General features: G+C 40.6%; 18 protein-coding genes. 16 read left to right on the top strand and 2 right to left on the bottom strand.

Translation table 11 applies throughout. The features are described 5' to 3' along the window. Positions 1-59: 59 nt before the first annotated feature. The 11 genes from ABFX33_RS19140 (at position 60) to ABFX33_RS19090 (ending at position 13,744) form a co-directional block, all read left to right on the top strand. The gene (locus ABFX33_RS19140; protein ID WP_120260840.1) at positions 60-2,183 is read left to right on the top strand and encodes a cation:proton antiporter; all 2,124 of its coding nucleotides are present in this window, start codon (positions 60-62) and stop codon (positions 2,181-2,183) included. 25 nt (positions 2,184-2,208) lie between these two features. Beyond that, positions 2,209-3,471, top strand: coding sequence for an NADP-dependent isocitrate dehydrogenase (gene icd, locus ABFX33_RS19135; protein ID WP_346087537.1), 1,263 nt, complete (start codon positions 2,209-2,211; stop codon positions 3,469-3,471). A gap of 56 nt (positions 3,472-3,527) precedes the next feature. Next, positions 3,528-3,785 (top strand): hypothetical protein, encoded by a 258-nt coding sequence (locus ABFX33_RS19130; protein WP_257091701.1) that lies wholly within the window; start codon positions 3,528-3,530, stop codon positions 3,783-3,785. Between the two features lie 187 nt (positions 3,786-3,972). Continuing rightward, a complete protein-coding gene (serC, locus tag ABFX33_RS19125) occupies positions 3,973-5,040 on the top strand; it encodes a 3-phosphoserine/phosphohydroxythreonine transaminase (RefSeq protein ID WP_257091700.1) in 1,068 nt (355 codons plus the stop codon). 158 nt (positions 5,041-5,198) lie between these two features. Further along, positions 5,199-6,146 (top strand): D-2-hydroxyacid dehydrogenase, encoded by a 948-nt coding sequence (locus tag ABFX33_RS19120; protein ID WP_346087535.1) that lies wholly within the window; start codon positions 5,199-5,201, stop codon positions 6,144-6,146. A 124-nt stretch (positions 6,147-6,270) separates the two neighbouring features. Then, positions 6,271-7,584 (top strand): aspartate kinase, encoded by a 1,314-nt coding sequence (locus ABFX33_RS19115; protein WP_223582656.1) that lies wholly within the window; start codon positions 6,271-6,273, stop codon positions 7,582-7,584. A gap of 14 nt (positions 7,585-7,598) precedes the next feature. Beyond that, entirely contained in the window at positions 7,599-8,759 is a 1,161-nt protein-coding gene (gene lysA, locus ABFX33_RS19110; protein ID WP_120260846.1) for a diaminopimelate decarboxylase, read from the top strand. Positions 8,760-8,862: 103 nt separating this feature from the next. Continuing rightward, the gene (locus tag ABFX33_RS19105) at positions 8,863-9,624 is read left to right on the top strand and encodes a prolipoprotein diacylglyceryl transferase (protein ID WP_346087532.1); all 762 of its coding nucleotides are present in this window, start codon (positions 8,863-8,865) and stop codon (positions 9,622-9,624) included. A gap of 3 nt (positions 9,625-9,627) precedes the next feature. Then, entirely contained in the window at positions 9,628-9,864 is a 237-nt protein-coding gene (locus ABFX33_RS19100; RefSeq protein WP_120260848.1) for a hypothetical protein, read from the top strand. Between the two features lie 14 nt (positions 9,865-9,878). Next, on the top strand, positions 9,879-11,282 hold the full coding sequence (locus ABFX33_RS19095) for a radical SAM protein (protein WP_346087530.1): 1,404 nt from the start codon (positions 9,879-9,881) through the stop codon (positions 11,280-11,282). A gap of 137 nt (positions 11,283-11,419) precedes the next feature. After that, complete coding sequence (locus tag ABFX33_RS19090; RefSeq protein ID WP_346087528.1) at positions 11,420-13,744, top strand: mechanosensitive ion channel family protein; 2,325 nt, start codon at positions 11,420-11,422, stop codon at positions 13,742-13,744. 39 nt (positions 13,745-13,783) lie between these two features. Here the strand turns inward: ABFX33_RS19090 and ABFX33_RS19085 are convergent, their stop codons facing one another. After that, positions 13,784-14,614 (bottom strand): AraC family transcriptional regulator, encoded by an 831-nt coding sequence (locus ABFX33_RS19085; RefSeq protein WP_257091691.1) that lies wholly within the window; start codon positions 14,612-14,614, stop codon positions 13,784-13,786. Positions 14,615-14,723: 109 nt separating this feature from the next. Here ABFX33_RS19085 and ABFX33_RS19080 point away from each other — a divergent pair, with 109 nt between their 5' ends. Beyond that, positions 14,724-15,638: an AEC family transporter gene (locus ABFX33_RS19080; protein ID WP_346087526.1), complete on the top strand. Its 915-nt coding sequence runs from the start codon at positions 14,724-14,726 to the stop codon at positions 15,636-15,638. Positions 15,639-15,774: 136 nt separating this feature from the next. Further along, on the top strand, positions 15,775-16,221 hold the full coding sequence (locus ABFX33_RS19075) for a DoxX family protein (protein ID WP_346087524.1): 447 nt from the start codon (positions 15,775-15,777) through the stop codon (positions 16,219-16,221). Positions 16,222-16,268: 47 nt separating this feature from the next. On the opposite strand, the gene purL is transcribed toward ABFX33_RS19075, so the two are convergent. Beyond that, on the bottom strand, positions 16,269-19,943 hold the full coding sequence (gene purL / locus ABFX33_RS19070; RefSeq protein WP_346087523.1) for a phosphoribosylformylglycinamidine synthase: 3,675 nt from the start codon (positions 19,941-19,943) through the stop codon (positions 16,269-16,271). A gap of 573 nt (positions 19,944-20,516) precedes the next feature. On the opposite strand from purL, the gene pheT reads away from it, so the two are divergent. Genes pheT through ABFX33_RS19055 form a run of 3 tightly spaced genes read left to right on the top strand, consistent with a single transcriptional unit; the run spans position 20,517 to position 23,607 of the window. Further along, entirely contained in the window at positions 20,517-22,913 is a 2,397-nt protein-coding gene (pheT, locus tag ABFX33_RS19065) for a phenylalanine--tRNA ligase subunit beta (protein WP_346087521.1), read from the top strand. A gap of 40 nt (positions 22,914-22,953) precedes the next feature. Then, entirely contained in the window at positions 22,954-23,259 is a 306-nt protein-coding gene (locus tag ABFX33_RS19060) for a hypothetical protein (RefSeq protein WP_077432703.1), read from the top strand. A gap of 57 nt (positions 23,260-23,316) precedes the next feature. Beyond that, complete coding sequence (locus tag ABFX33_RS19055; protein ID WP_077432704.1) at positions 23,317-23,607, top strand: cell division protein ZapA; 291 nt, start codon at positions 23,317-23,319, stop codon at positions 23,605-23,607. Positions 23,608-23,648 lie beyond the last annotated feature (41 nt).

The raw sequence follows: 23,648 nt of genomic DNA, 5'->3' as shown, positions 1-23,648 counted from the left end.
TTTTACGGCTGGTAACGAAAAATAAGTTGACACATTTTACCGATAGCATACGAGCACATATGAATAAAACTTTCGAGCATATTTCCCACGCTTTCGAAGCGCCCCTACAGAATCCCGTACTTATTTTTTCACTGGTACTCTTTATTATCCTACTTTCACCCATTATCCTCAGACCGATCAAGGTGCCGGGCATTATTGGTTTGATCATATCTGGTGTTATTATTGGACCCCATGGATTAAATTGGCTGGAAAAAAACTCTGCAATTAATCTGTTTTCCACGATAGGGCTTTTGTATATCATGTTTATTGCCGGTTTGGAATTGGATATGAATGAATTTAAAAAGACCAAGAACAAAAGTTTGCTGTTTGGTTTTTTTACATTTATTGTGCCTATAAGCATAGGTTATCCTGTTTGTCATTTGTTGTTGGGTTACGATGTACTGGCGAGTCTCTTGATCTCGAGTATGTTTGCGACGCACACCTTGGTATCTTATCCCATTGTGAATAGTTATGGTATTTCCAAGATGGAAGCTGTGGCAATTACGATTGGTGGTACGATCCTGACCGATACGGCAGTACTGATTATATTGGCTGTTATTACCGGAGTTTCACAGGGTAATATTGGTAATGAATTTTGGGTTACACTGGGGATTTCCTTCGCCATATTCCTCTTTATCATGTTCGGTATTATCCCGCGGATCGCCAAATGGTTTTTTGAACGGTTGGGCAGCGAAAAGACATCAAACTATATTTTTGTACTTTCCGTTGTGTTTTTTGCGGCCTTCTTAGCAGAAATTGCGGGATTGGAACCTATTATCGGGGCCTTTGTGGCTGGTCTGGCCTTGAATAAATTGATTCCGCATTCTTCGGCGCTGATGAATCGAATCGAGTTTATCGGGAATGCGATTTTTATTCCTTTCTTCCTCATATCAGTCGGTATGATCGTAGATGTGAGTGTCATTTTAAAAGGACCTCAGGCATTAATTATAGCAGGTACCTTGACCGTCGTTGCAATCGTGGGGAAATATGCCGCTGCTTGGCTGACACAGAAAACATTTAAATATAGCCGTGGGCAGCGCAACTTGATTTTTGGCTTGAGCAGCGCCCATGCTGCAGCGACTTTGGCTGTTATTATGGTCGGTTATAAAAATGGGATCATTGATGAAAATGTCTTGAATGGTACGATTTTGTTGATCTTGGTAACTTGTATTGTTGCTACTATTGTGACAGGGAATGCTTCCCGGAAAGTGGTTATGGATGGGGAGCAAGATGAAGAACATACTGATGTGGTGAAGGAGAAAGACGAAAATATATTGATCTCTATTGCAAATATGGACAATATGGAACCTATCCTTGACTTTTCCACTTACATCAAGAGTAAAAAATGCACTCAGCCTGTGAATATTGTATCCGTGGTAAAAGATAATGAACAGGCACAGCTGAATATGAGTAAAGCCCGCAAAAATTTGGACAATATGGTGCGTTATGCTTCTGGTTCGGAGACCAATGTTAATATCAGTGCAACGATAGATTTAAATATTGCAAGCGGTGTAGCTCGGTCAGCGAAAGAAGTTTCCGCAAATTGTATTGTGCTTGGTTGGCCAAGCGCAGCGAATTTTATGGATAAATTTGTTGGCGAAAAAACAGAAAGTATCCTCAACAGAACCTCGGCCAACGTGATGCTCTGCCATTTTAGAAAACCTTTTATTTCCAATAAAGCTATCGTTGTATTTGCCCCGCCAATGTGTGAGGCAGAGTTTGGTTTCGAGTATTGGTTGGAGAAGGTTATTAAACTTGCACAGGAATTATCTGTTCCAATCTCTTTTGTGGTGGATACACGCTCCACATCTGCAATTGAGGCGCACCTGGTCGAAATAAAGAACTCCGTGCCAGTTACTTTTAAACACTACGATGACTGGGATAATTTACAAGGATTAAAAGCGTTTAAGGACGAAGAGTCCATGTTCATTTTTGTGTCCGCAAGAAATGGAGAGGTTTCATATCGCGATTCGTTGGATGGTGTGGCAAAAAAATTAGATCGGATCTATGCAAACGAAAACCTTGTTTTGGTGTTTCCTAGTAGGGTAGAGAATGCGCACATTGACGAATACGAGGATGTTGAGGCTGCTCCGATATTCCGAAAGATTAGTAAAGAGATTGGAAATATGTTTAATAAAGGATAGTTGCTATCCGCAAAAAACACTGATTATGTCAAATAAGATTACAATGTCAAGCGATGGAACATTACAGGTTCCAGATTTCCCAACGATTCCTTTTATCATAGGTGATGGTATAGGTCCTGACCTATGGCATGCTGCAGTGCGTGTTTTTGATAAAGCTGTGGAGAAAGCCTATAACGGACAACGAAAAGTCAGTTGGAAGGAAGTTTTGGCAGGGGAGAAAGCATTTGATGAAACCGGAGAGTGGTTGCCCAAAGCGACATTGGATCTATTGCGCGAATACTTAGTTGGCATAAAAGGGCCTTTGACCACACCTGTAGGTGGTGGCATACGCTCCCTGAATGTTGCTTTACGGAAGGATTTGGATCTCTATGTCTGCCAGCGACCGACGAAGTGGTTCCAAGGTGTGCCATCTCCGGTCAGACATCCAGAATATGTGGATATGGTCATCTTTCGGGAGAATACCGAAGATATCTATGCCGGGATTGAGTTTCAGGCGGGAAGTGCAGAAGCCAATAAACTACAGGATTTTTTACATGACGAACTTGATATCGACTATAACTTTTCGAGTACCACAGGGGTAGGGGTCAAACTGGTTTCTGAAGAAGGATCCAAACGCTTGGTTCGAGCAGCGATTGAACATGCGATCCATTATGCATTACCCTCGGTGACTATAGTGCACAAGGGGAATATTATGAAATATACAGAAGGAGCCTTTAAAATCTGGGGTTTCGAGGTTGCAGAAACAGAATTTGCGGATAAGACCTATACTTGGGGGCAATGGGAGCGAACTAAAGCGGAGAAAGGTGAGGCCGCGGCCAATCAGGAACAAAAAGAAGCCTTGGCTTCGGGTAAAATCTTGATTAAGGATATTATCGCGGACAACTTCCTGCAACAAATCTTGCTTAATCCACGCGACTTTTCTGTGGTGGCAACCCTGAATCTAAACGGCGATTATATCTCGGATGCATTGGCAGCCATGGTCGGCGGGATAGGAATTGCACCGGGGGCCAATATCAACTTTAAAACCGGTCACGCTGTTTTTGAAGCTACCCATGGTACAGCACCTCGGTTTGCGAATACCAATACCATGAATCCTTCATCCGTTATCCTCAGCGGTGTGATGATGTTTGAATACCTGGGTTGGACAGAAGTAGCGGCGGCAATTGTGCGTGCATTGGGGGAAACCATTATTGCGAAAACGGTCACTGTTGATTTTTACAATCTGATGGATGATGCGACCCTAGTGAAAACAAGTGAGTTTGCTGATCGGATCATCGAAAAATTATAAGGATTTTCTTTTTTAAGATATTAAGCAGAGATTTGACTAAAATTTCTGCTTTTTTTATGGACTACGACCAACTTCCTCCTTTTGTAAGGGAATCCACCGTTTTTAGTACGGAAGATAAAATTAAACTGGCAAAGTTAGACCGACTGCCTACACCGTTGGAGGTGGATGAGATTACGTCCCTACCCGAAATTTACGAATTGTTAAATGCCTTTATCGGGGACCAATCCTCCCGTAACGTTCATCTTCAGCTTAAAGCAAAGGAGTATTTACAAGATAATCAATTAGATATGGCTTGGAAAGTGATTCTTCTGTAATTGTTTTAATAGCCAATAGGGATCTACTTGTGTAATATTTTTATTGAAATGATTCAGAATTTTGTAAATTTTCAATAAAAAAACAGAATAGTTGAAAAATATATAATTTTATTTTACCTTTGGTTTTTAAAACAACAGATTGCTTTACTAGGGTTCTGAATGAGCAATCAAACAAACTATAACATCAATGAAACATAATTTTGGAGCAGGTCCATGTATTCTGCCAAAGGAAGTATTTCAACAAGCCTCAGAAGCTGTAATTGATTTTAACAACACAGGTTTATCAATTTTAGAGATCTCTCACCGTTCCAAAGAGTTTGAAGCAGTGATAGATGAGGCGACTCAGTTAGTAAGGGAATTATTAGCCGTACCACAAGGATATTCGATTCTTTTCTTGCAAGGTGGAGCGAGTCTGCAATTTGCGATGGCACCACTTAATCTTTTACCTGAAGGCGGGAAAGCTGCTTATTTGGATACAGGTGTATGGGCAACAAAGGCCTTAAAAGAAGCGAAGAAATTCGGAACAGTAGATGTTGTAGCTTCGTCGATAGATAAAAACTATTCTTATATACCTAAAGGGTATTCAATCCCTTCGGATGCTGCCTATTTTCACTATACTTCAAATAATACGATTTATGGTACTGAGGTGTTTGAAAAACCAGCGACGGAATTACCAGTGGTGGTAGATATGTCTTCAGATATTTTTTCCCGCGAGATCAATGTCGCAGATTACGATTTGATCTATGCTGGAGCACAAAAAAATATGGGTCCTGCTGGCGTAACACTAGTTATTGTGAAGGATGATATTTTAGGTAAATCCGGACGTGTTCTACCTTCGATGTTAGATTATAAATTGCATATCGATGGCGGTTCCATGTATAATACTCCTCCGGTATACTCGATCTTTGTTTCCATGTTGAACCTACGTTGGTTAAAAGCAAAAGGTGGTGTGCCAGTTTTAGAGCAAGAGAATATTATTAAAGCACGTGCTTTATACGATGAGATCGACCGCAACCCTTTATTTAAAGGCACTGCTGTTGTTGAAGACCGCTCGCGCATGAATGTGACTTTCGTGATGGATACTCCTGAATTGGAAGCGGAATTCCTGGCTTTGGCGAAAGAACGTAATCTGATTGGTATCAAAGGACATCGTTCGGTAGGTGGCTTTAGAGCTTCTATCTATAATGCATTGCCATTGAGCAGTATAAATGCATTGATTGATGCCATGAAAGAATTTGAAGACACACGCAAATAGTCTATTCGGTCAAAAATATTTTGATGAAATCATTGGATTCATTCCGTTCACGTCGCTGTCCAAATGAATCTGATTGCTTCATCGCTTAAATAAACAATCAGGGTGTCACAGATTCATGTATACAATGAAAAACCGACATTCATAAATAAATATAAAGGATGAAAATATTAGCAAATGACGGTATCGATCCACTAGGAAAGAAAATGTTGGAAGATGCTGGTCATACTGTAGATACAAATCATATACCACAAGAGGAGTTAGCTGAAAAGCTGCTTGCTTATGATGCAATCACTGTACGTAGCGCAACTAAAGTTCGTCAGGAATTAATTGATAGCTGCCCAAATTTGAAAGTAATCGGTCGTGGTGGCGTAGGAATGGATAATATTGACGTGGAATACGCACGTTCAAAAGGTATTGCTGTTGTCAATACTCCTGCTGCATCTTCTTTATCGGTAGCTGAATTGGTTTTTGCGCACCTTTTAAACGGTGTACGCTTTTTATATGACTCCAACCGCAAGATGCCTGTTGAAGGAAATACCAAATTCGGTGCTTTGAAAAAAGCCTATGGTGCCGGAACTGAGCTTCGCGGTAAAACAATCGGTATTGTTGGTTTTGGCCGTATCGGTCGTGAAGTAGCTAAAATCGCGATCGGTCTGGGAATGGATGTAGTCTATACAGATCTATTTGAAGGACCCAAAGATTTAACGATTGAACTTTCTGGTGGTATTCAGGTTGAGGTTCCGATCAAACAGGTGGAAATGGAAGACTTATTGAAAGTTTCCGATTTTATTTCCTTACACGTACCATTTTTGGACAAACCAGCAATTGGCGCAACAGAGTTTCCGCTGTTAAAAGATGGTGTTGGACTGGTCAACGCTTCTAGAGGCGGTGTTATTGATGAGTTGGAATTAGTGAAGGCATTAGATGCAGGTAAAGTAGCATTTGCAGGTTTAGATGTGTTCGACAACGAACCTACACCACGTGAGGAAATTTTAAAACATCCAAAGATTTCGTTGACACCACATATTGGCGCGGCGACAAATGAAGCACAAGAACGAATCGGCGAAGAATTGGCCGGTTTACTGATCGAAAACTTGAAGAAGTAATTCTTCCGCATAGAACAAATATATGCGGCACAAAACTTTCATGATTTTGTGCCGCATTTTTTTTTATATACATTCATGAATTGCCTATATTGGCGCACAGAAATTTAATAATTGTAACTTTAGTATGAAAGTTTTAAAATTTGGTGGTACTTCAGTAGGAAGTGCAGTACGTATCAAAGGGTTGTTGGATATTGTAAACCCTTCGGAACGTCAAATCGTTGTGTTGTCCGCAGTAGCTGGAACGACAAATGCTTTAGTAGAAATTGGTCAAGCTTACACAGCAGGTAAGAAGGACGAGGCTAAGGATTTGATCAAGAAGCACAAGGATAAGTACGAAGACCTTATTAAGGAACTTTTTAATACTGAAGCCGGTTATAAAAACGGGAAGGAATTAATCGACTATCATTTTAACCTGATCTCTAGCTTGGCGAACGAGCTGTTTACGTCGATAGAAGAAAAAATTATTTTGGCGCAAGGTGAATTGATGTCTACAGCATTATGGCATTTTTACCTCAATGAAATCGGAATTCAGTCTGTCTTATTGCCAGCGTTGGATTTTATGAAAATCGATGAGGACAATGAGCCAATGGTGGAATACATCGGTGAGAAATTGAGTACTATTCTTGCTCAACATCCCGAAAATACCTTGTTTATTACACAAGGATTTATCTGTAGAAATTCGTTTGGTGAAATTGATAATCTACGCCGTGGCGGATCGGATTATACAGCTTCATTGATTGGCGCAGCTATCCGTGCGGATGAGGTTCAGATCTGGACAGACATTGACGGTATGCACAACAATGACCCGCGTGTCGTAAAAGGGACAACACCAATAGCACATCTTAGCTTCGATGAGGCAGCAGAATTAGCTTATTTTGGGGCGAAGATATTACATCCTCAATCGGTATTTCCTGCACAAAAATATAATGTACCGGTACGTCTGTTAAATACGATGGAGCCAAATGCTAAAGGAACATTAATTAGCAAAGATGGTGCACAAAAAGGATGTATCCGGGCAATTGCGGCAAAAGATGGTATCACCGCAATTCATATTCATTCCTCAAGAATGTTGCTTGCTTACGGTTTCTTGCGTCGTGTTTTCGAGATTTTCGAACGCTATAAAACACCGATCGATATGATCACTACCTCAGAAGTAGCCGTTTCGTTGACCATAGATGATACCACAAATTTAGCCGATATCATTAAAGAAGTAGAAGATTTTGGATCTGTTACCGTAGACGGCGATCAGACAATTGTCTGTGTAGTCGGTGACTTTGGTTTGAATAGCCATGGCTATGCTGCACGTGTACTTGATGCTGTCAAACATCTTCCGGTCCGTATGATTTCATACGGTGGCTCGGATTTTAATGTATCCATTTTATTGAATTCGGATCATAAAACAGAGGCTTTACGTTCATTGCATAATCGTTTATTTTAAGAATTAGGTTTTATATGATAAATACAGCTATTGCGGCAAAATTTGCAGAGAAAGAAACGCCGTTTTATTACTATGACTTGGCCGTGTTAAACAAAACCTTGGAAGCGGCTTACGCAGCTTCCCACAAAAGGGGATTCCATGTTCATTATGCATTGAAAGCTAATTTTAACGATGTGTTGTTAAAAGCTATGCAACAGATCGGCTTCGGTGCGGACTGTGTGAGCGGAAATGAAGTGAAAAAAGCTATAGAGTGTGGTTTTGCGCCTCAGAATATTACCTTCGCCGGCGTTGGGAAATCGGATAAAGAGATCAATTACGCATTACAACAAAATATCTTTGCATTCAACGTAGAGTCTATTCAGGAGCTTGAAGTTATTAACGAATTGGCATCAAAACAAGGTGTGAAAGCGAATGTTGCATTGCGAATAAACCCCAATGTTGACGCGCATACACACCATTATATTACAACAGGACTCGACGAAAACAAATTTGGTATTCCAAATGCGGATCTGGAGAAATGTGCCGCTGTTCTCAAGAAATGTGATTTTATAGAATTGGTAGGCTTACACTTCCACGTCGGATCTCAGATTACCGATATGACGGTATTCAAAAGTTTGTGTGTAAAAGTTAACGAGTGGAAAAACTGGTTTGAGGAGCGTGGAACACAGATTCGTGTGTTGAACGTCGGTGGGGGCCTTGGGATAGATTATAAAAATCCAGATGGTAATCCAGTTCCAGATTTTGAAGCTTATTTTGACATTTTTGATCGTTTCCTAGAGCGTAAGCCACATCAGGAAGTTCATTTTGAACTGGGCAGGGCTTTGGTTGCTCAATGCGGAAGCTTGGTGAGCCGTGTATTATATGTTAAGAATGGTGTCAAGAAAAACTTTTTGGTACTGGATGCAGGGATGACTGAATTGATGCGACCAGCCTTGTATCAAGCTTACCATAAAATAGAAAATATTAGTGAAGGCAGTGCTACAGAAGCATTAAACTACGATGTCGTAGGGCCAATCTGTGAATCCTCGGATTGTTTTGGAAAGGAAGTACCTTTGCCGGTATCAAAACGTGGTGACTTGATCGCTATTCGTTCTGCAGGAGCTTATGGTGAAGTTATGGCTTCCCGCTATAATTTGAGAGAAGAAATCAGATTTGTCTACAGCGATCAATTGTAGGTAGCTATCCTAGACGAAGATAAGGAGATAAAGCCGGTTCACAAATGAACCGGCTTTTGTTTTTTGGTGATCGATATCTGAATTGTCTTTTGTATACTTGCTTATGCTAACTGCAATCGAATTTCCTGTTACCATTGATTTATTTGGAAAGACCTTTCTCCTCCATCCCTTTATGGAAGGTTTGGGGATGTTTATGGGTATGCGTTATTATCAGCTCCTGAAATGGAAAGATAAGGAGAGCTTAGGTCACACCAACTCACTTTTAATTGTCATTGCAGCCGCTGTAGGAGCCTTAATCGGATCTCATGTGATCGGATCGCTTGAGCGCCCGGCAGAATTGTTTGGTGCCCTGAGTAAATGGCGTTATATCTGGCTAAATAATACGATTGTAGGGGGGCTGGCCGGTGGACTGGTCGGGGTGGAACTGATGAAAAAAATCATGCGCAAGCAAGAGAGCACGGGGGACCGCATGGTCTTTCCGCTGATTGTTGCGATCATGATCGGGCGGATAGGTTGTTTTTATACTGGGGTATTTGAGCAGACCTATGGCTTGCCTACGGAATGTCCATTGGGGATGTACCTTGGTGATGCTTATCGCCGGCACCCGGTTGCCTTATACGAAATTGCATTTTTGATTCTGCTATTTATTTCCCTGCAATGGTTTAAACGGAGATTTATATTCCAAAATGGCGTACTGTTTCAGTTTTTCATGCTCGCCTATTTCAGCTTTCGTTTTTTATTGGATTTTATCAAGCCAAGGGTAGTTATTCTTTTCGGAATGAGTACAATACAAATTACCTGTCTTGTCGTGATAATTTATTATATTTATTTATTGAATAATACGCATATAGAAAGGAAGGTCTAAATTATGTATTTACTCGAAGGGTCATTTGGTTCGGAAAACACAGCTGTATTGGGCTTGTTTTTACTGTTTGGAGGAGCTATAGTCATCGGAATAGCGCTTTTGGTCATTATTATTGGTTCGATTATGAAATCCAATAATAAAGAGTCTACATTTAATGTCAACCTTTGGCTTAAAGTGCTTTTGGGTGGTGTTGGAGCGATGATCGCAGGTGGAGTTGCCTGTGGAATAGCATTAAGTTAATAACGATAAGATATATGCCAGTTAGAAATTATACCTATTACGATTATACCATTAGCCTGTGTCCGACCTGTCTTTCGCGTGTAGGGGCAAAAATTATCATCGAAGATGAAAAGGTTTTTATGACCAAAAATTGCCCTGATCATGGTTTTTTCAAAACCCTGATCGCCACAGATGTTGAATACTATAAAAATATCCGGAATTATAACAAAGCGTCTGAGACGCCATTGAAATTTGAGAACGAGGTTCATTTTGGCTGCCCGTATGATTGTGGCCTCTGTGTCGATCATGAACAACACAGCTGCTTGTCTATCGTTGAGGTGACCGATCGTTGCAACCTGACATGCCCGACCTGCTACGCCATGTCTTCACCTCATTATGGGCGGCATCGTTCGCTGGAGGAAATCGAACGCATGTTTGACAAGATTGTCGAAAATGAGGGGGAGCCTGATGTTGTTCAGATCAGCGGCGGAGAACCAACTATTCATCCGGAGTTTTTTAAGATTTTGGATATCGCTAAAACAAAGCCAATTAAGCATTTGATGCTGAATACCAATGGTATTCGTATTGCGAATGACCCTGGATTTGCTGAACAGCTTGCCACCTACGCTCCGGAATTTGAAATTTACCTCCAATTTGATTCTTTCCGCCCGGCTGTGCTGGAGAAATTTAGAGGAAAGGATTTGACCGATGTACGGAAAAAGGCAATCGACAAGCTCAATGCGTTGAACCTAAGTACGACACTTGTCGTTGTCCTGGAAAAAGGAACCAACGATGATGAGATCGGAGCGATATTGGATTATGCTTTGAACCAGCGTTGTGTTCGTGGTGTAACCTTCCAGCCCGTAGAAATTGCCGGTAGAAATGCGGAGAATGCACATCAGCATAAGATGACCCTCACTGAGGTCAGACAGGAAATTTTGGATCAGTATCCGCTCTTGAATCCGCATGATATCATTCCGGTACCCTGCAACCCAGATGCTTTGGCTATGGGCTATGTGCTTAAGATTGGTGATGAAAGGATTCCGCTAACACGGCATATTGACCCCGCTGTACTTTTGAATAATCAGTCACGCAATACCATTGTGTACGAACAGGATACTGGTGTTCAGATGCAATTGCTGGATATTTTTAGTACGGGTATTTCGGTGGATAAAGTAAAACCAAAGGTCAATCAATTGCTTTGTTGCCTGCCTGATGTGTGTGCTCCTGAGCTGGATTATGATAATCTTTTCCGCATCATTATCATGAATTTTATGGATGCTTATGACTTCGATGTCCGTGCGGTCAAAAAATCCTGCGTACATATTGTCAACAAAGATTTAAAGTTAATCCCCTTTGAGACAATGAATCTGTTTTACCGAGATGACAAAGTCAAGCGTTTGGAGGAACTTAAATTTTCGGATGCTATACGATTTTAAGCTTAGATAAGCTATTTTTGTCGGAAAAATAATAAACATCATCCGCTTTCCTGAAACTTCGTTTTGCGGAGTTCTCCTGTGAGACATAGATTATTATTTAGAGAGATTAACAAATTGGGCGTATGAAATTGAACAGCATGAAGCATTTCATTGTTTTTATAATAAGTCTATTGGCATTGCATCTGTATGCTATCGGACAAGATTCGGTTCAGGTAAGAAGAGGTGTCAGTGCCGATAGATCACAGTCATATACCGGTTTAAATAGAAGATCTGGTACCGATTCGACAAGAGTAGGGAATGATTCGCTACGGAATGACCTACGTAAGGTAAATTTGACATTTTTGTCCAATATCCGTACAAGCTCTATGGCTGAGTTTGTCGCTCAGTTAAATGAAAAATCCAATTCTTATGCCACGACAAGTGCCAACTCCGCAAAAGATTCTGTTGCGACAATAAAAAATGTGATTTCCGAAGAAATCAGACAACTTAAATCCATCAAAGGGAGTATTGCAAATTATTCCAACAGTTTAAGTGGCACGAAAGACCAAATCCGTAATATCATCAATCATTATGATATCAGTGCCAATAATCATGCTAGGGCACATCAATACCTGAATAGCGCAGAACTTAAGTTATCGTCAAAGATGGATTCGCTGGAAATGATCAATCGCACGATAGATGAGCTTATCCTAAAGAACCAGCGGCACCTCAATAGATTGGATCTGATTACTGAAACAAAAACTGCTGCGAAGAAGTCTACTACCGCTCCCGGTAAAAGTTCCATTTGGAAGGCCAATACAACAAGTATCTCGAAAGATGTTATTTTGAACAATATTCGCAGTAATTATAGTAACAATACATCCATTGATAAATATGTCAATCGTACAGATTGGGCGAGCCGGATTCTGTTGATTGTGCTGGGACTGGCTTATTCGTATTGGATTGCGCGGGTTGCCTATGTGCTGAAACAAAATGATCCATCCAATAAGATAGCCATTGATGCGATTGTTGGGAAAACGATTATTTTTCTGCTAACCTTACTGCCCTTTGTCAATTTCTTTACACCAACGTTCATCTTACAGGCATCTCAACTGGTGATCATGTTGATTTTTATGTATTTACTAAGACATAAAATGACTGGACAGCAGCGTAAGATCGCGCTGATTCTGATCATCTTTTACCTATTGGATGTTTTTGTCAATATGATTGTGAGTGATGATCTGTTTTTGCGTATTGTTTGTATTGGTTTTAATCTAATCGCATTGGGATTGGTAAGCTATACGAAACGACGTATAAAGAATCCAGAGAGTCCGGGCTATATCAGTAATTTTATCTATGTGGTATTTGCGATCTTAAATATCACCGCGATCACGTTGAATGTCATTGGGCATGTGGAGCATTCACGCAGTTTCAGTATAGCCTGTGCGGTAGGTTTGGTGCAGTCATTTACCCTACAATATTTTGCGGACATGATCAAATTGGATGTCCGTAACCAATTCAAAAAAGACCGTTTGGTAGCGGGATTTTGGATGCGCTTTAACGAACAGCGTACCTTGGCAATAATAACGGAGATCCTTCGGATTGTATGTATTCTGTTGGCAATTATTGTTGTGGCCAATAATCTTCAGTTTATCGAAACCTTATTGACGCTTAGTGAAACATTCTTTGGAAAGGTACGTAATATCGGCAGCATATCGTTCACCTTGGGGAATCTTGTTGTTGCAGTTTTGCTCTTACTGGTTGCCAATTGGTTTCAAAAGAATATCAGCCTCATCGTACTCGGTGGTGAAGATGGTCAGTTAAATCAGGCCTACAATCAAAAAATGACACTGTTTCCGTTATTTCGTCTGGCGATTATTCTGATCGGCTTTTTCATGGCTATTTCCGCTTTAGGGATGAGCTTGGATAAACTTACTGTTGTTATCGGGGCACTGAGTGTGGGGATAGGTTTGGGTATGCAAAATATCATCAACAACTTTGTATCTGGGATTATTCTCGTTTTTGATAAGCCTTTCCGCGTGGGGGACCAGATCGAACTCGCTGATAAAAAGGGGCGTGTCAAGGAGATTGGTATTCGTGCAAGTGTACTGAAAACTGCCGATGGTGCTGATGTTATTATTCCAAATGGTGATTTGCTGTCGGGTAGGGTTGTCAATTGGACATTATCACAAGAATATAGTAAGACAAGTTTCGTCCTCCACATTGATCGAAGAGCCGACCTTGACGAGGCTAAACAATGGATCAAAGATGCTATGGCGGCGAGTCCACATTTTGTCAAAGAAAGAGATAGTGGTATCAGTGTGCAAGACATCAGTGAAGAAATGATTTATTTAAGCGTTTCCTGCTGGGTGAATTTTGCGGCGAATACCTCTTCTTTTAAAAATGATGTATTAATTATCCTCTATAAACAGTTTGAGGAAAAGGGACTGAAATTCTATAGTGTATTGCCTCCTAAATCTTGATAGGCAACTCGTATCTTTTGTCTGTTGTACATCATAGAATTATTTTGCCTGTTGCTGTCGATAGGCTTTGGGGCTGTAGCCCTTTGTGCGCTTGTAGAAATGGGATAAGTGGCTCTCGTCGACAAACCCCAGTTCTTCGGCAATCTGTTTGAGTGTGTATGCAGTGGACTTAAGCCGATGTTCGATTAATTCGATTCGGTACATGGTGATGTAGTCTCTCAAGCTACTACCAAAGTTTTTCTTGAAATAAATGCCAAAATAAGTCGGGGAGAGGTTAAATTTCTGGGCAATTGTTTTTAGCTGAAGATACTCTGGGATAAAGATATTCTGATGGATATAAGCCGAAATGGAGCTGTCGATGTGCAGTGTATGTGCCTGTGGCAAGCGCTGTATTTCGGATATTTCCTTATAACGACCGAAGATAGCAACCAGTTGATCAAACAGCCATTGTGATGTCTGGTTGATAGCGGTAATACAGTATAGCCGGACCGCTTCCATGAGATGGGAATAAATCAAACGATCGTGATCGGTCATGTGTAATTTACTTTCTCGCAATCCTCTGTCGTTCATTAACTCCATAATCCAGGCGTACAGTTTTTGCTGACGCCGATTTTGCATAAAATAGCTATCCGTAAAAAGAATGAATAGGAAATGTGTTTTTTCATGAATATTGAAGTAATGTTTATCTGCGGGGCTAACAAGAAAAATATCACCACGTTCATAATCCAATTCAAATTTATTGATCACATGTTTTCCCTGTCCGCTGCGTATGTAAACAAGTTCATAATAATTTTGCTCATGCATAGGTAGATGGAAAGTATCTTCCACAAACTCACTGATCAGTAATGGCTCGAATTGTTTCTTTCGCATGATTTTTTTTGGTATATCGTATTAAATGTACATAAAAATAATGTATTTATACATGTTTTTCCTAAGTATACTATTGCACTTTTGTGTCGTATAAAATTGTAGGAAAAACATGGTTAATTTTATAATGATTGCGTTTTGTATTGCAGCTGGCATGCTGTTGCGAAGGACAAATTTAATCCACGGTGAGGCGCATAAAGGAATCAATACCTGGATACTTTATTTTGCTCTTCCGGCGGTTTCGTTTAAATATATTCCAAAGATCGTATGGTCGTCACAGTTGTTGTTTCCGATCTTTTCGGCAGTTTTGGTCTGGGCCGGAAGCTGGTTGTTTATGGAATGGTATTGTAAGCGAAAATCCTATAAGCAGCGTTCCAGGAGCAGTCTGGAATTGGCGGCAGGCTATAGCAATACATCCTTCATCGGATTTCCATTGATTATGGCTTATTTTGGCGAAGCGCAATTACCGATTGCTATAATTTGTGACCAGACGACATTTATATTATTATCTACTGCTGGTATCATCAATGCGCTGAAAGCAAATCTTCAGGAAGGGCAATCCATTGAGGCCAAATTTATGATCAGGAAACTGATTACTTTCCCACCATTGATCGGTTGTCTTCTTGCATTGACTTTATCTCAGTTTATTGATTTTAGTGTTGCCGAACCTTTTTTTGATAAACTCGTGGCGACCGTGGGGCCATTAGCGCTATTTTCTATCGGTTTACAGTTGAAATTCGAGGGCTGGCGCCAACAATTCGCACAGATTAGTACAGCCATGATCTATAAATTAATTTTGGCTCCCGCATTGGTTTTACTATTTGCGTTGTTGCTTGGAGTAAAGGGGCCTGTGGCGCGAATCAGTATTTTCGAAGCTGCCATGCCTACCTTGGTCACCTCAGGGATCATCGCTGAACAATATCATCTCAATGCAAAGTTGGTGAATCTTGTTATCGGGTTTAGTATTGTAATCGGGCTAATGACAACGGCCTTATGGGATCTTGTAATCCGGTTTGCGATAGCCTAATGTTTCGTTCAACCTTTTTGAAGGATTTCGATCCCATGTAAGGACAATGATCTGTGTATTAAAATGATACTGAGCAACAACTTTTTTGTTATTCAGTTGTTATAGCAGTATAACCATCTATAAAAGGAGGTATGTTATGAACCTGATACATAGAATTGAGCATTGGGGAAATGTCCATCACCCACAATGGATTGATTACCTAAGAATTGCCTTGGGTATTATGATTTTCGCCAAAGGCGTAACTTTTGTAAACGATAGGCAAGTGGTTGAGCACATGATTGAACAAAGTAGCTTTCACCTGTCTGTTTGGGGAGCTGTTCACTATGTGGTATTTACGCACTTGGTTGGCGGGTTATTCCTTATTTTGGGTTTTCAAACCCGTTTAGCTTCTTTATTATTGTTACCGGTCTTGGTGGGAGCTGTCTTTTTTGTTAATATCACCAATGGTTTTAGTTATGTGAATTCCGAATTGTGGCTTTCTATAGTCGTATTCTTTTTGTTGATCTTTTTTATGGTCATGGGATCTGGAAAATATTCCCTTGACAATATGATGAACAAACCTGGATATAAAAGGGATATCTAAAAAAAAGAAGCTCCTTCATAGATGAAGGAGCTTTTATGTAGTGCTTATTACTTGCTTTGATTGTCAATCCAATTGCGTGCATTGACGAAAGCTTCTAACCAAGGAGAAACTTCATCCTGACGTCCTTTTGGATAGTTTGCCCAATGCCATTGGAAAATTGAGCGCTCGATATGCGGCATTGTGGCCAGATGGCGACCAGTTTTATCGCAGATCATCGCTGTATTGTAATCCGAGCCATTTGGATTGTGTGGATATTGTTCATAACCGTATTTCGCAACAATATTGTATTGTTCCTCTGCATACGGTAAATTGAATTTTCCTTCACCATGTGAAATCCAAACACCCAATGTGCTTCCTGCCAATGTAGAAAGCATAACGGAATTATTTTCCTGAACTTTCACGGAAATGAAATTTGACTCGTGTTTGCCCGAAGTGTTGTGCAACATTTTACCATGAACTTCGTGCTCCGGATTGATCATTTCCAGTTCCATAAACAACTGGCATCCATTACAGATACCAACCGAAAGCGTGTCTGGGCGTGCAAAGAAATCGGTCAATGCCTTTTTCGCTTTCTCATTGTAGAGGAATGCTCCGGCCCATCCTTTTGCCGAACCCAGTACATCCGAGTTGGAGAATCCACCAACAGCACCGATAAATTGGATATCTTCCAATGTCTCACGGCCTGAAATCAAGTCTGTCATATGGACATCCTTCACATCAAAACCTGCTAAGAACATCGCATTTGCCATCTCGCGTTCCGAGTTGGAGCCCTTTTCCCGAAGAATTGCCGCTTTTGGACGTGCTTTACTTCCGTCGATCACCGGTTTTTTGCCGTTGAACTGACTTGGGAAGGTAAATGTTAAAGGTTGATTTTTATAGTTATCGAAACGTTGTTGTGCAGTTCCGTTTTTCGATTGTTTCGAATCCAATAGGAATGAAGTGGTCGACCAAACATCACGTGTTGCCGCAACATCAAAGCTGAAGTTCTCTTCTCCGTTTTTGATGGTAACGGTGCTTCCTGCTACTGCCTGGCCAATTTTTATGGCTTCTACGCCAGCTTCTTTAAAAGCTTGTTCGAAAACAGTATCATTTTTAGCTTGAAGTATAAGTCCAATATTTTCACTGAACAATACTTTTACAGCATCAGACTCATTTAATCCCGAAAGGTCATAATTTGCGGCCAAATTCACATCTGCAAATGTCATTTCCAAAAGGGTCGTGATCAAACCACCAGATCCGATATCATGACCGGCTTCGATTTGGTTATCGTTGATTAATTGCTGAACGGTATTGAATGCTGTTTTGAAATAGTTTGCATCTTGGATTGTAGGAACTTCTGTACCTAATTTGTTGACAATCTGAGCGAAAGACGAACCACCTAATTTGAAGTTGTCTTTTGATAGATTGATATAGTAAATGGATCCTGCATTTTTGTTTAAGACAGGTTCAACTACTTTGGTAATATCCGTACAATTTCCAGCTGCTGAAATAATCAATGTACCGGGAGCAATTACATTCTCACCATTTGGATATTTTTGCTTCATCGATAAGGAGTCTTTTCCTGTAGGGATATTGATTCCTAGTGCGATTGCAAAATCCGAACAAGCTTTGACAGCTTGATAAAGTCGAGCATCTTCACCTTCGTTATTTGCTGCCCACATCCAATTGGCTGACAATGAGATGCCTGCAAGACCGTTTATAATCGGTGCAAATACGATATTTGATAATGATTCTGCGATAGCAGTTTTACTAGCCGCTGCCGGATCAATTAATGCTGCGACAGGGGAGTGTCCTATCGTTGTTGCGATACCCTCTTTTCCTTTGTAGTCAAGAGCCATGACACCAACGTTATTTAAAGGTAACTGTAATGGACCAGCACATTGTTGTTTGGCAACACGGCCACCCACACAACGGTCCACTTTATTGGTCAACCAATCTTTGGAAGCCACAGCCTCCAATTGTAGTACCTGATTTAAATAGCTTGGGATATTCGCAGAATCATAGGTAAGATCTGTATAATTACGAGCAACGATTTTATCACGCATAAAGGTCTTTGGTGATGAACCAAAGAAATCCTCTAAGGCATAATCCATTGGCTTGGCGCCATTGCTTTTTGATGCAAATGTGAAGCGGTGATCTCCGGTGACATCACCTACAGTGTACATTGGTGCACGTTCACGATCAGCAACACGCTTTAGGATTGCAATATCATCTTCAGCAATCACCAAGCCCATTCTTTCCTGAGACTCATTGCCGATGATTTCTTTTGCTGAAAGGGTAGGATCACCTACCGGAAGCGCATCAAGATCGATTAAACCGCCTGTTTCCTCTACCAATTCGGATAGACAGTTGAGGTGTCCACCAGCGCCATGGTCATGGATAGAAACAATTGGGTTATGATCTGCTTCAACTAAGCTTCGTACAGCATTGGCCGCACGTTTTTGCATTTCCGGATTTGAGCGTTGAATGGCATTCAATTCAATTCCTGACCCGAAAGCACCTGTATCAGCAGAGGATACTGCTGCACCTCCCATACCGATACGGTAATTTTCACCTCCTAAGATGACGATTTTATCACCTATTTTTGGGGTATGTTTTTTGGCTTGATCCAATTTTCCATAACCGACACCACCAGCTTGCATGATGACTTTGTCATAACCAAGCTTACGGCCTTCTTCTTCATGTTCGAAGGTCAGTACAGATCCCGTAATCAAGGGTTGTCCAAATTTATTACCGAAGTCAGAAGCTCCATTGGAAGCTTTGATAAGGATATCCACTGGTGTTTGGTAAAGCCATTGGCGTTCTGCCATTGCCTTCTCCCAGGGACGATCTTGCAATAGACGTGAATAGGCTGTCATATAGACCGCGGTACCCGCCAAAGGAATCGCACCTTGACCACCGGCCATACGGTCACGGATTTCACCTCCTGATCCTGTCGCCGCTCCAGAAAAAGGCTCTACAGTTGTTGGGAAATTGTGGGTTTCGGCTTTTACGGATAAAACAGAATCGAAAGATTTCTCCTCGTAAAAGTCAGGCTTATCAGCGGATTTAGGTGCAAACTGGGTGACCCGTGGGCCTTTAATAAAAGCAACGTTGTCTTTATACGCTGAAACAATCTCATTTGGATTTGTTTCGGAAGTTTTCTTGATTAATTTAAATAGGGAAGTAGGTTGTTCTTCACCATCAATGATAAATGTACCATTGAAAATCTTATGTCTACAGTGCTCAGAATTGGCTTGTGAAAAAGCAAAGACCTCGGAGTCTGTTAAAAGACGTCCCAATTTGGTGGCAAGATTGTTTAGGTAGGCTACTTCTTCCGGATTTAATGCCAATCCTTCGGATTTGTTGTAGGCGTCAATGTCTTCAATTTCCAAAATAGGTTCTGGTGTGATGTTGACCGTGTACATATCCTGCGTCAACGTACTGAACTTTTGCGAAATCATTGGATCGAAATCATTGAAATCTGCTGGTACCGGTTGAAATTCTTCGATACGAACAATTCCTTCAATACCCATGTTCTGTGTGATTTCTACTGCATTGGTACTCCAAGGAGTGACCATCGCTGCGCGGGGGCCTACAAAGTAATGGTTAAGGGTTTGGTCGTCGAGTTTTTTGGCGTTGCCGAATAGCCAGTTGAGTTTAGTAATGTCTTCTTGTGATAAAGAGTTTACGCTTTGAACACCATATACGGTGTTCGATGGGTTCTCAAAGAAATGAATCATTATAAATGTTTGTTTTGAACGTTCTTCAAATTAAAGCACAAAGTTACATATTATTTTTATGGAAATGATTGAATTTTGATTAAAAAATAGTGGTTACTATTCGGTTTAAAAACAGTGAAATAACGGTTCTAATGCAAATAAATATAAAGTAGTGTTAATTCGTGTAAATAAATGTTATCATTCTATCTGCTGTTAGGATAGGTCGCTTGTAGGTGGTAGATTCGTAAACCCTATTCCCTATGCGTATAACATGATCAAGCCTTGGGATGTGGATCTAATGCGCATCCCAAGGCAAAGATTGAATTAGGCTGTCGATTAACCAACTTCATAATCATCTTCTATTCGATTTTTTTCAATCTTTAAGAATCCTGTTTTCCCAGTGCATTATAACGAGCAAGGTGGGTGGCAATCAGGATATGGCAGATTGCAAAGAATGTGAGGAACAGTAAAACTATAGTAGGACGAGCGCCAGGGAAAATGCATGTATTGACAGGGATAAATTGATATACTACGCAATTATAATTGCATACAAAGTCAAATTTATCTAAGTTTGTGCATCAAATCAAATTCGAGATGAACATTTCATATAATTGGTTAAAACAACACGTTAATATAGATTCGACGCCGGAGGAATTATCTTTGATCTTGACAAACACAGGATTGGAAGTAGAGGCACTGGACGTCGTACAGAGTATCCCCGGTGGATTGGATGGTTTGGTCGTTGGCGAAGTAAAAACTTGTGAGCAACACCCGAATGCTGATAAATTGCGCGTTACTACAGTTGATGTAGGCGCTTCTGAATTACTAAATATCGTATGTGGGGCGCCAAATTGCCGTACAGGATTGAAAGTAATTGTGGCAACAGTAGGTACAACATGTCACCCGTTGAGTGGAGAACCCTTTAAGATTACCAAATCTAAAATTCGTGGCGAAGTATCCGAAGGTATGTTATGTGGTGAAGATGAAATCGGTTTGGGCACATCCCATGCCGGTATTGTTGAATTGCCAGCTGATGTTGCGGTAGGGACATTGGTGAAAGATCATTTCAATATTCAGGATGATTACCGTTATGAAATAGGCCTTACACCGAATCGTGCGGATGCGGCATCCCATTTAGGTGTAGCACGCGATATCGCTGCTTATTTCCGTACAAATATTCTAAAAGCGGATATTTCGGCCTTTCAAGCGGCTGAGGAAGCAGGTACAGCTGTTGTTGTCGAAGACACTGCGGCTTGTCCACGTTATAGCGGAATCAATATTTCCGGTGTTCAGGTTGCAGAATCACCTGATTGGTTGAAAGAAAAATTAAATGTGATCGGTGTACGTCCAATCAATAATATTGTCGATATCACCAATTTTATATTGCATGACCTTGGCCAACCATTGCATGCGTTTGATGCGGATAAAATTGCTGGTAACAAGGTGCTTGTCCGTACAGCAAAAGAAGGGGAAAAGTTTGTGACCCTAGATGCTGTGGAACGGACGCTTTCTGCTGAAGACCTTGTGATTGCTGATGCTGAAAAACCAATGTGTATCGCTGGTGTTTTTGGTGGTGCACATTCAGGTGTTTCGACAGAAACAACCAATGTGTTTTTGGAATCGGCTTATTTCAATGCCGTATCAGTGCGTAAGACCTCTAAAAGACATGGTCTGAAAACAGATGCTTCATTCCGTTTCGAACGTGGTACAGATCCTAACATTACTGTAGAAGCGTTAAAACGTGCGGCATTGTTGATTCAGGAAATTGCCGGGGGGACGATATCTTCGACCTTGAAAGATGTATATCCTGCCGAAATTAAACCATTCTCATTCCATGTGAGCTATGCGAACGTGGTACGTTTAATTGGACAAGCAATCCCAAATGAAGAAATTAGAGCTATTATTGTTGCCCTTGGTATTGAGATTGCTTCGGAGACAGCTGCCGGGCTAGATGTTTTAGTACCTGCTTATCGTGTTGATGTAACCCGCGAAGTAGATGTTGTGGAAGAGGTATTACGGATTTATGGCTACAATAACATTGAACTAAAATCCCAAATTAAGGCTTCCTTAAACACGGTCGAAAAACCAGATAAAGAGGTCGTCTTAAATCAACTTGCGGACTTATTGATCGGTAATGGATTCCGTGAAATATTGGCAAATTCGTTGACAAAGCTTGATTATGCAGATGACAGTGAAACTGCTGTCAGATTGTTCAATCCCTTGAGCTCGGACTTGGATACCATGCGCCAAAACATGTTATTCTCCGTGTTGAATGCCATTGAATATAATCAGAAGCGTAGAAATTTTGATCTGAAATTTTTCGAATTCGGTAAAACTTATGCGTTGGACGGTGAGGGATATAAAGAAACGCAGCATTTGACTTTTGCAATAACCGGCAGAGAGGAAGCTGAACAGTGGAATAGCAAAAAAGGTAATGTCAATTTCTATAACCTCAAAGCTGCAGTTGATACCATTGTCAAACGTCTAAAGATTGAGGGCATACAAATACAAGATGCACCGAGCAATCATTTTGCCTACGGATTGAGTTATATGAAAGGTCAGAAATGTCTGGTTTCTTTCGGTGCGGTAGCTAATGCCAACTTGAAAAAAGCAGATGTTGAGGGGCAGGTTTTCTTCGCAGATTTTGACTGGGATGTCTTAATGAAAATCATTCGCAAGAATAGTATTCAATATAAGGAAGTGTCGAAATTTCCTGCTGTACGTCGTGATTTATCCCTGTTGATTGACGAAAATGTGAGCTTCGATAAGCTTCAATTTGTCGCTCAAAAGACCGAACGCAAGCTTTTAAAGGAGGTAAATGTGTTTGATGTGTATAAAGGTGATAAAATTCCGGAAGGGAAAAAGTCTTATGCTCTGAGCTTTATCCTGCAAGACGAAGAAAAAACATTGACCGATAAACAAATTGATGCGATAGTTCAAAAATTAATTGTTAATTTTGAGAAGGAACTAAGCGCAGAGGTGCGTGGTTAATTAGATATAGAACATTAATTGGTAATATTCGATTTACGCTATGGCAACATTGTCTTCACAAATGAATCTGATCGTTGAGAAAACGAAAAACTTAATTCAAATGTGCGAAGTCTTGCAAGAAGAAAATGATTTGCTTAAATTAGAGGTACAATCCTTAAAAGTGGCTTTCGACGCGAGCAACGATAAAAGCAAGCAGTTGGAAGAGAAAGTCAAGGCGCTGGCAGTAGCCCGAACCTTGGATTCAGAAACGGATAAGGAAGCAATTAATGAAAAAATACTTGACACAAAACAAAAAATTAACGATTTTGTGCGAGAAATAGACAAGTGTATTAGTTTGTTGAAGTAGTTGGAATTTGGAGATTATCGGAATTTAAACTAATACAACGTTAAAAAGCTCAAAGAAATGGGAGAGATTTCCATAAAAATAAATATCGCAGATCGTGTTTATCCCCTTCGGGTGGAAAGCGCGGAGGAAGAAGTGATTCGACATGCTGCGAAATTGATAAATGAAAAAGTAAAGGAATTGCAGGAAAACTATACTGTTAGAGATAAGCAGGATTTGTTGTCCATGTGTGTATTGCAGTTCGCTACGCGAATGTTAAATGCGGAGCGACAGTCCCAGAACCACGAAGTGGGGCTGGAGAATTCAGTACAGGAGCTTGATCAGTTGTTGACGGATTTCTTTAACAAATAAATTTACGTTCTTTATATTTAGAGCTTAAAACGACGAATTTG

This window comes from Sphingobacterium ginsenosidimutans (assembly GCF_039536865.1).
GTDB lineage: Bacteria > Bacteroidota > Bacteroidia > Sphingobacteriales > Sphingobacteriaceae > Sphingobacterium > Sphingobacterium detergens.
This window is presented reverse-complemented; position numbering and strand designations above follow the sequence as displayed.

Bases quoted from the DNA above. Each gene is read 5' to 3' on its own strand.
- ABFX33_RS19085 (WP_257091691.1), bottom strand. From the start codon at position 14,614: ATGCGAAAGAAACAATTCGAGCCATTACTGATCAGTGAGTTTGTGGAA.
- pheT (WP_346087521.1), top strand. From the start codon at position 20,517: ATGAACATTTCATATAATTGGTTAAAACAACACGTTAATATAGATTCG.
- lysA (WP_120260846.1), top strand. From the start codon at position 7,599: ATGATAAATACAGCTATTGCGGCAAAATTTGCAGAGAAAGAAACGCCG.
- ABFX33_RS19140 (WP_120260840.1), top strand. From the start codon at position 60: ATGAATAAAACTTTCGAGCATATTTCCCACGCTTTCGAAGCGCCCCTA.
- ABFX33_RS19075 (WP_346087524.1), top strand. From the start codon at position 15,775: ATGAACCTGATACATAGAATTGAGCATTGGGGAAATGTCCATCACCCA.
- ABFX33_RS19100 (WP_120260848.1), top strand. From the start codon at position 9,628: ATGTATTTACTCGAAGGGTCATTTGGTTCGGAAAACACAGCTGTATTG.
- ABFX33_RS19090 (WP_346087528.1), top strand. From the start codon at position 11,420: ATGAAGCATTTCATTGTTTTTATAATAAGTCTATTGGCATTGCATCTG.
- ABFX33_RS19130 (WP_257091701.1), top strand. From the start codon at position 3,528: ATGGACTACGACCAACTTCCTCCTTTTGTAAGGGAATCCACCGTTTTT.
- ABFX33_RS19105 (WP_346087532.1), top strand. From the start codon at position 8,863: ATGCTAACTGCAATCGAATTTCCTGTTACCATTGATTTATTTGGAAAG.
- ABFX33_RS19055 (WP_077432704.1), top strand. From the start codon at position 23,317: ATGGGAGAGATTTCCATAAAAATAAATATCGCAGATCGTGTTTATCCC.
- ABFX33_RS19120 (WP_346087535.1), top strand. From the start codon at position 5,199: ATGAAAATATTAGCAAATGACGGTATCGATCCACTAGGAAAGAAAATG.
- purL (WP_346087523.1), bottom strand. From the start codon at position 19,943: ATGATTCATTTCTTTGAGAACCCATCGAACACCGTATATGGTGTTCAA.
- ABFX33_RS19115 (WP_223582656.1), top strand. From the start codon at position 6,271: ATGAAAGTTTTAAAATTTGGTGGTACTTCAGTAGGAAGTGCAGTACGT.
- ABFX33_RS19060 (WP_077432703.1), top strand. From the start codon at position 22,954: ATGGCAACATTGTCTTCACAAATGAATCTGATCGTTGAGAAAACGAAA.
- icd (WP_346087537.1), top strand. From the start codon at position 2,209: ATGTCAAATAAGATTACAATGTCAAGCGATGGAACATTACAGGTTCCA.
- ABFX33_RS19080 (WP_346087526.1), top strand. From the start codon at position 14,724: ATGGTTAATTTTATAATGATTGCGTTTTGTATTGCAGCTGGCATGCTG.
- serC (WP_257091700.1), top strand. From the start codon at position 3,973: ATGAAACATAATTTTGGAGCAGGTCCATGTATTCTGCCAAAGGAAGTA.
- ABFX33_RS19095 (WP_346087530.1), top strand. From the start codon at position 9,879: ATGCCAGTTAGAAATTATACCTATTACGATTATACCATTAGCCTGTGT.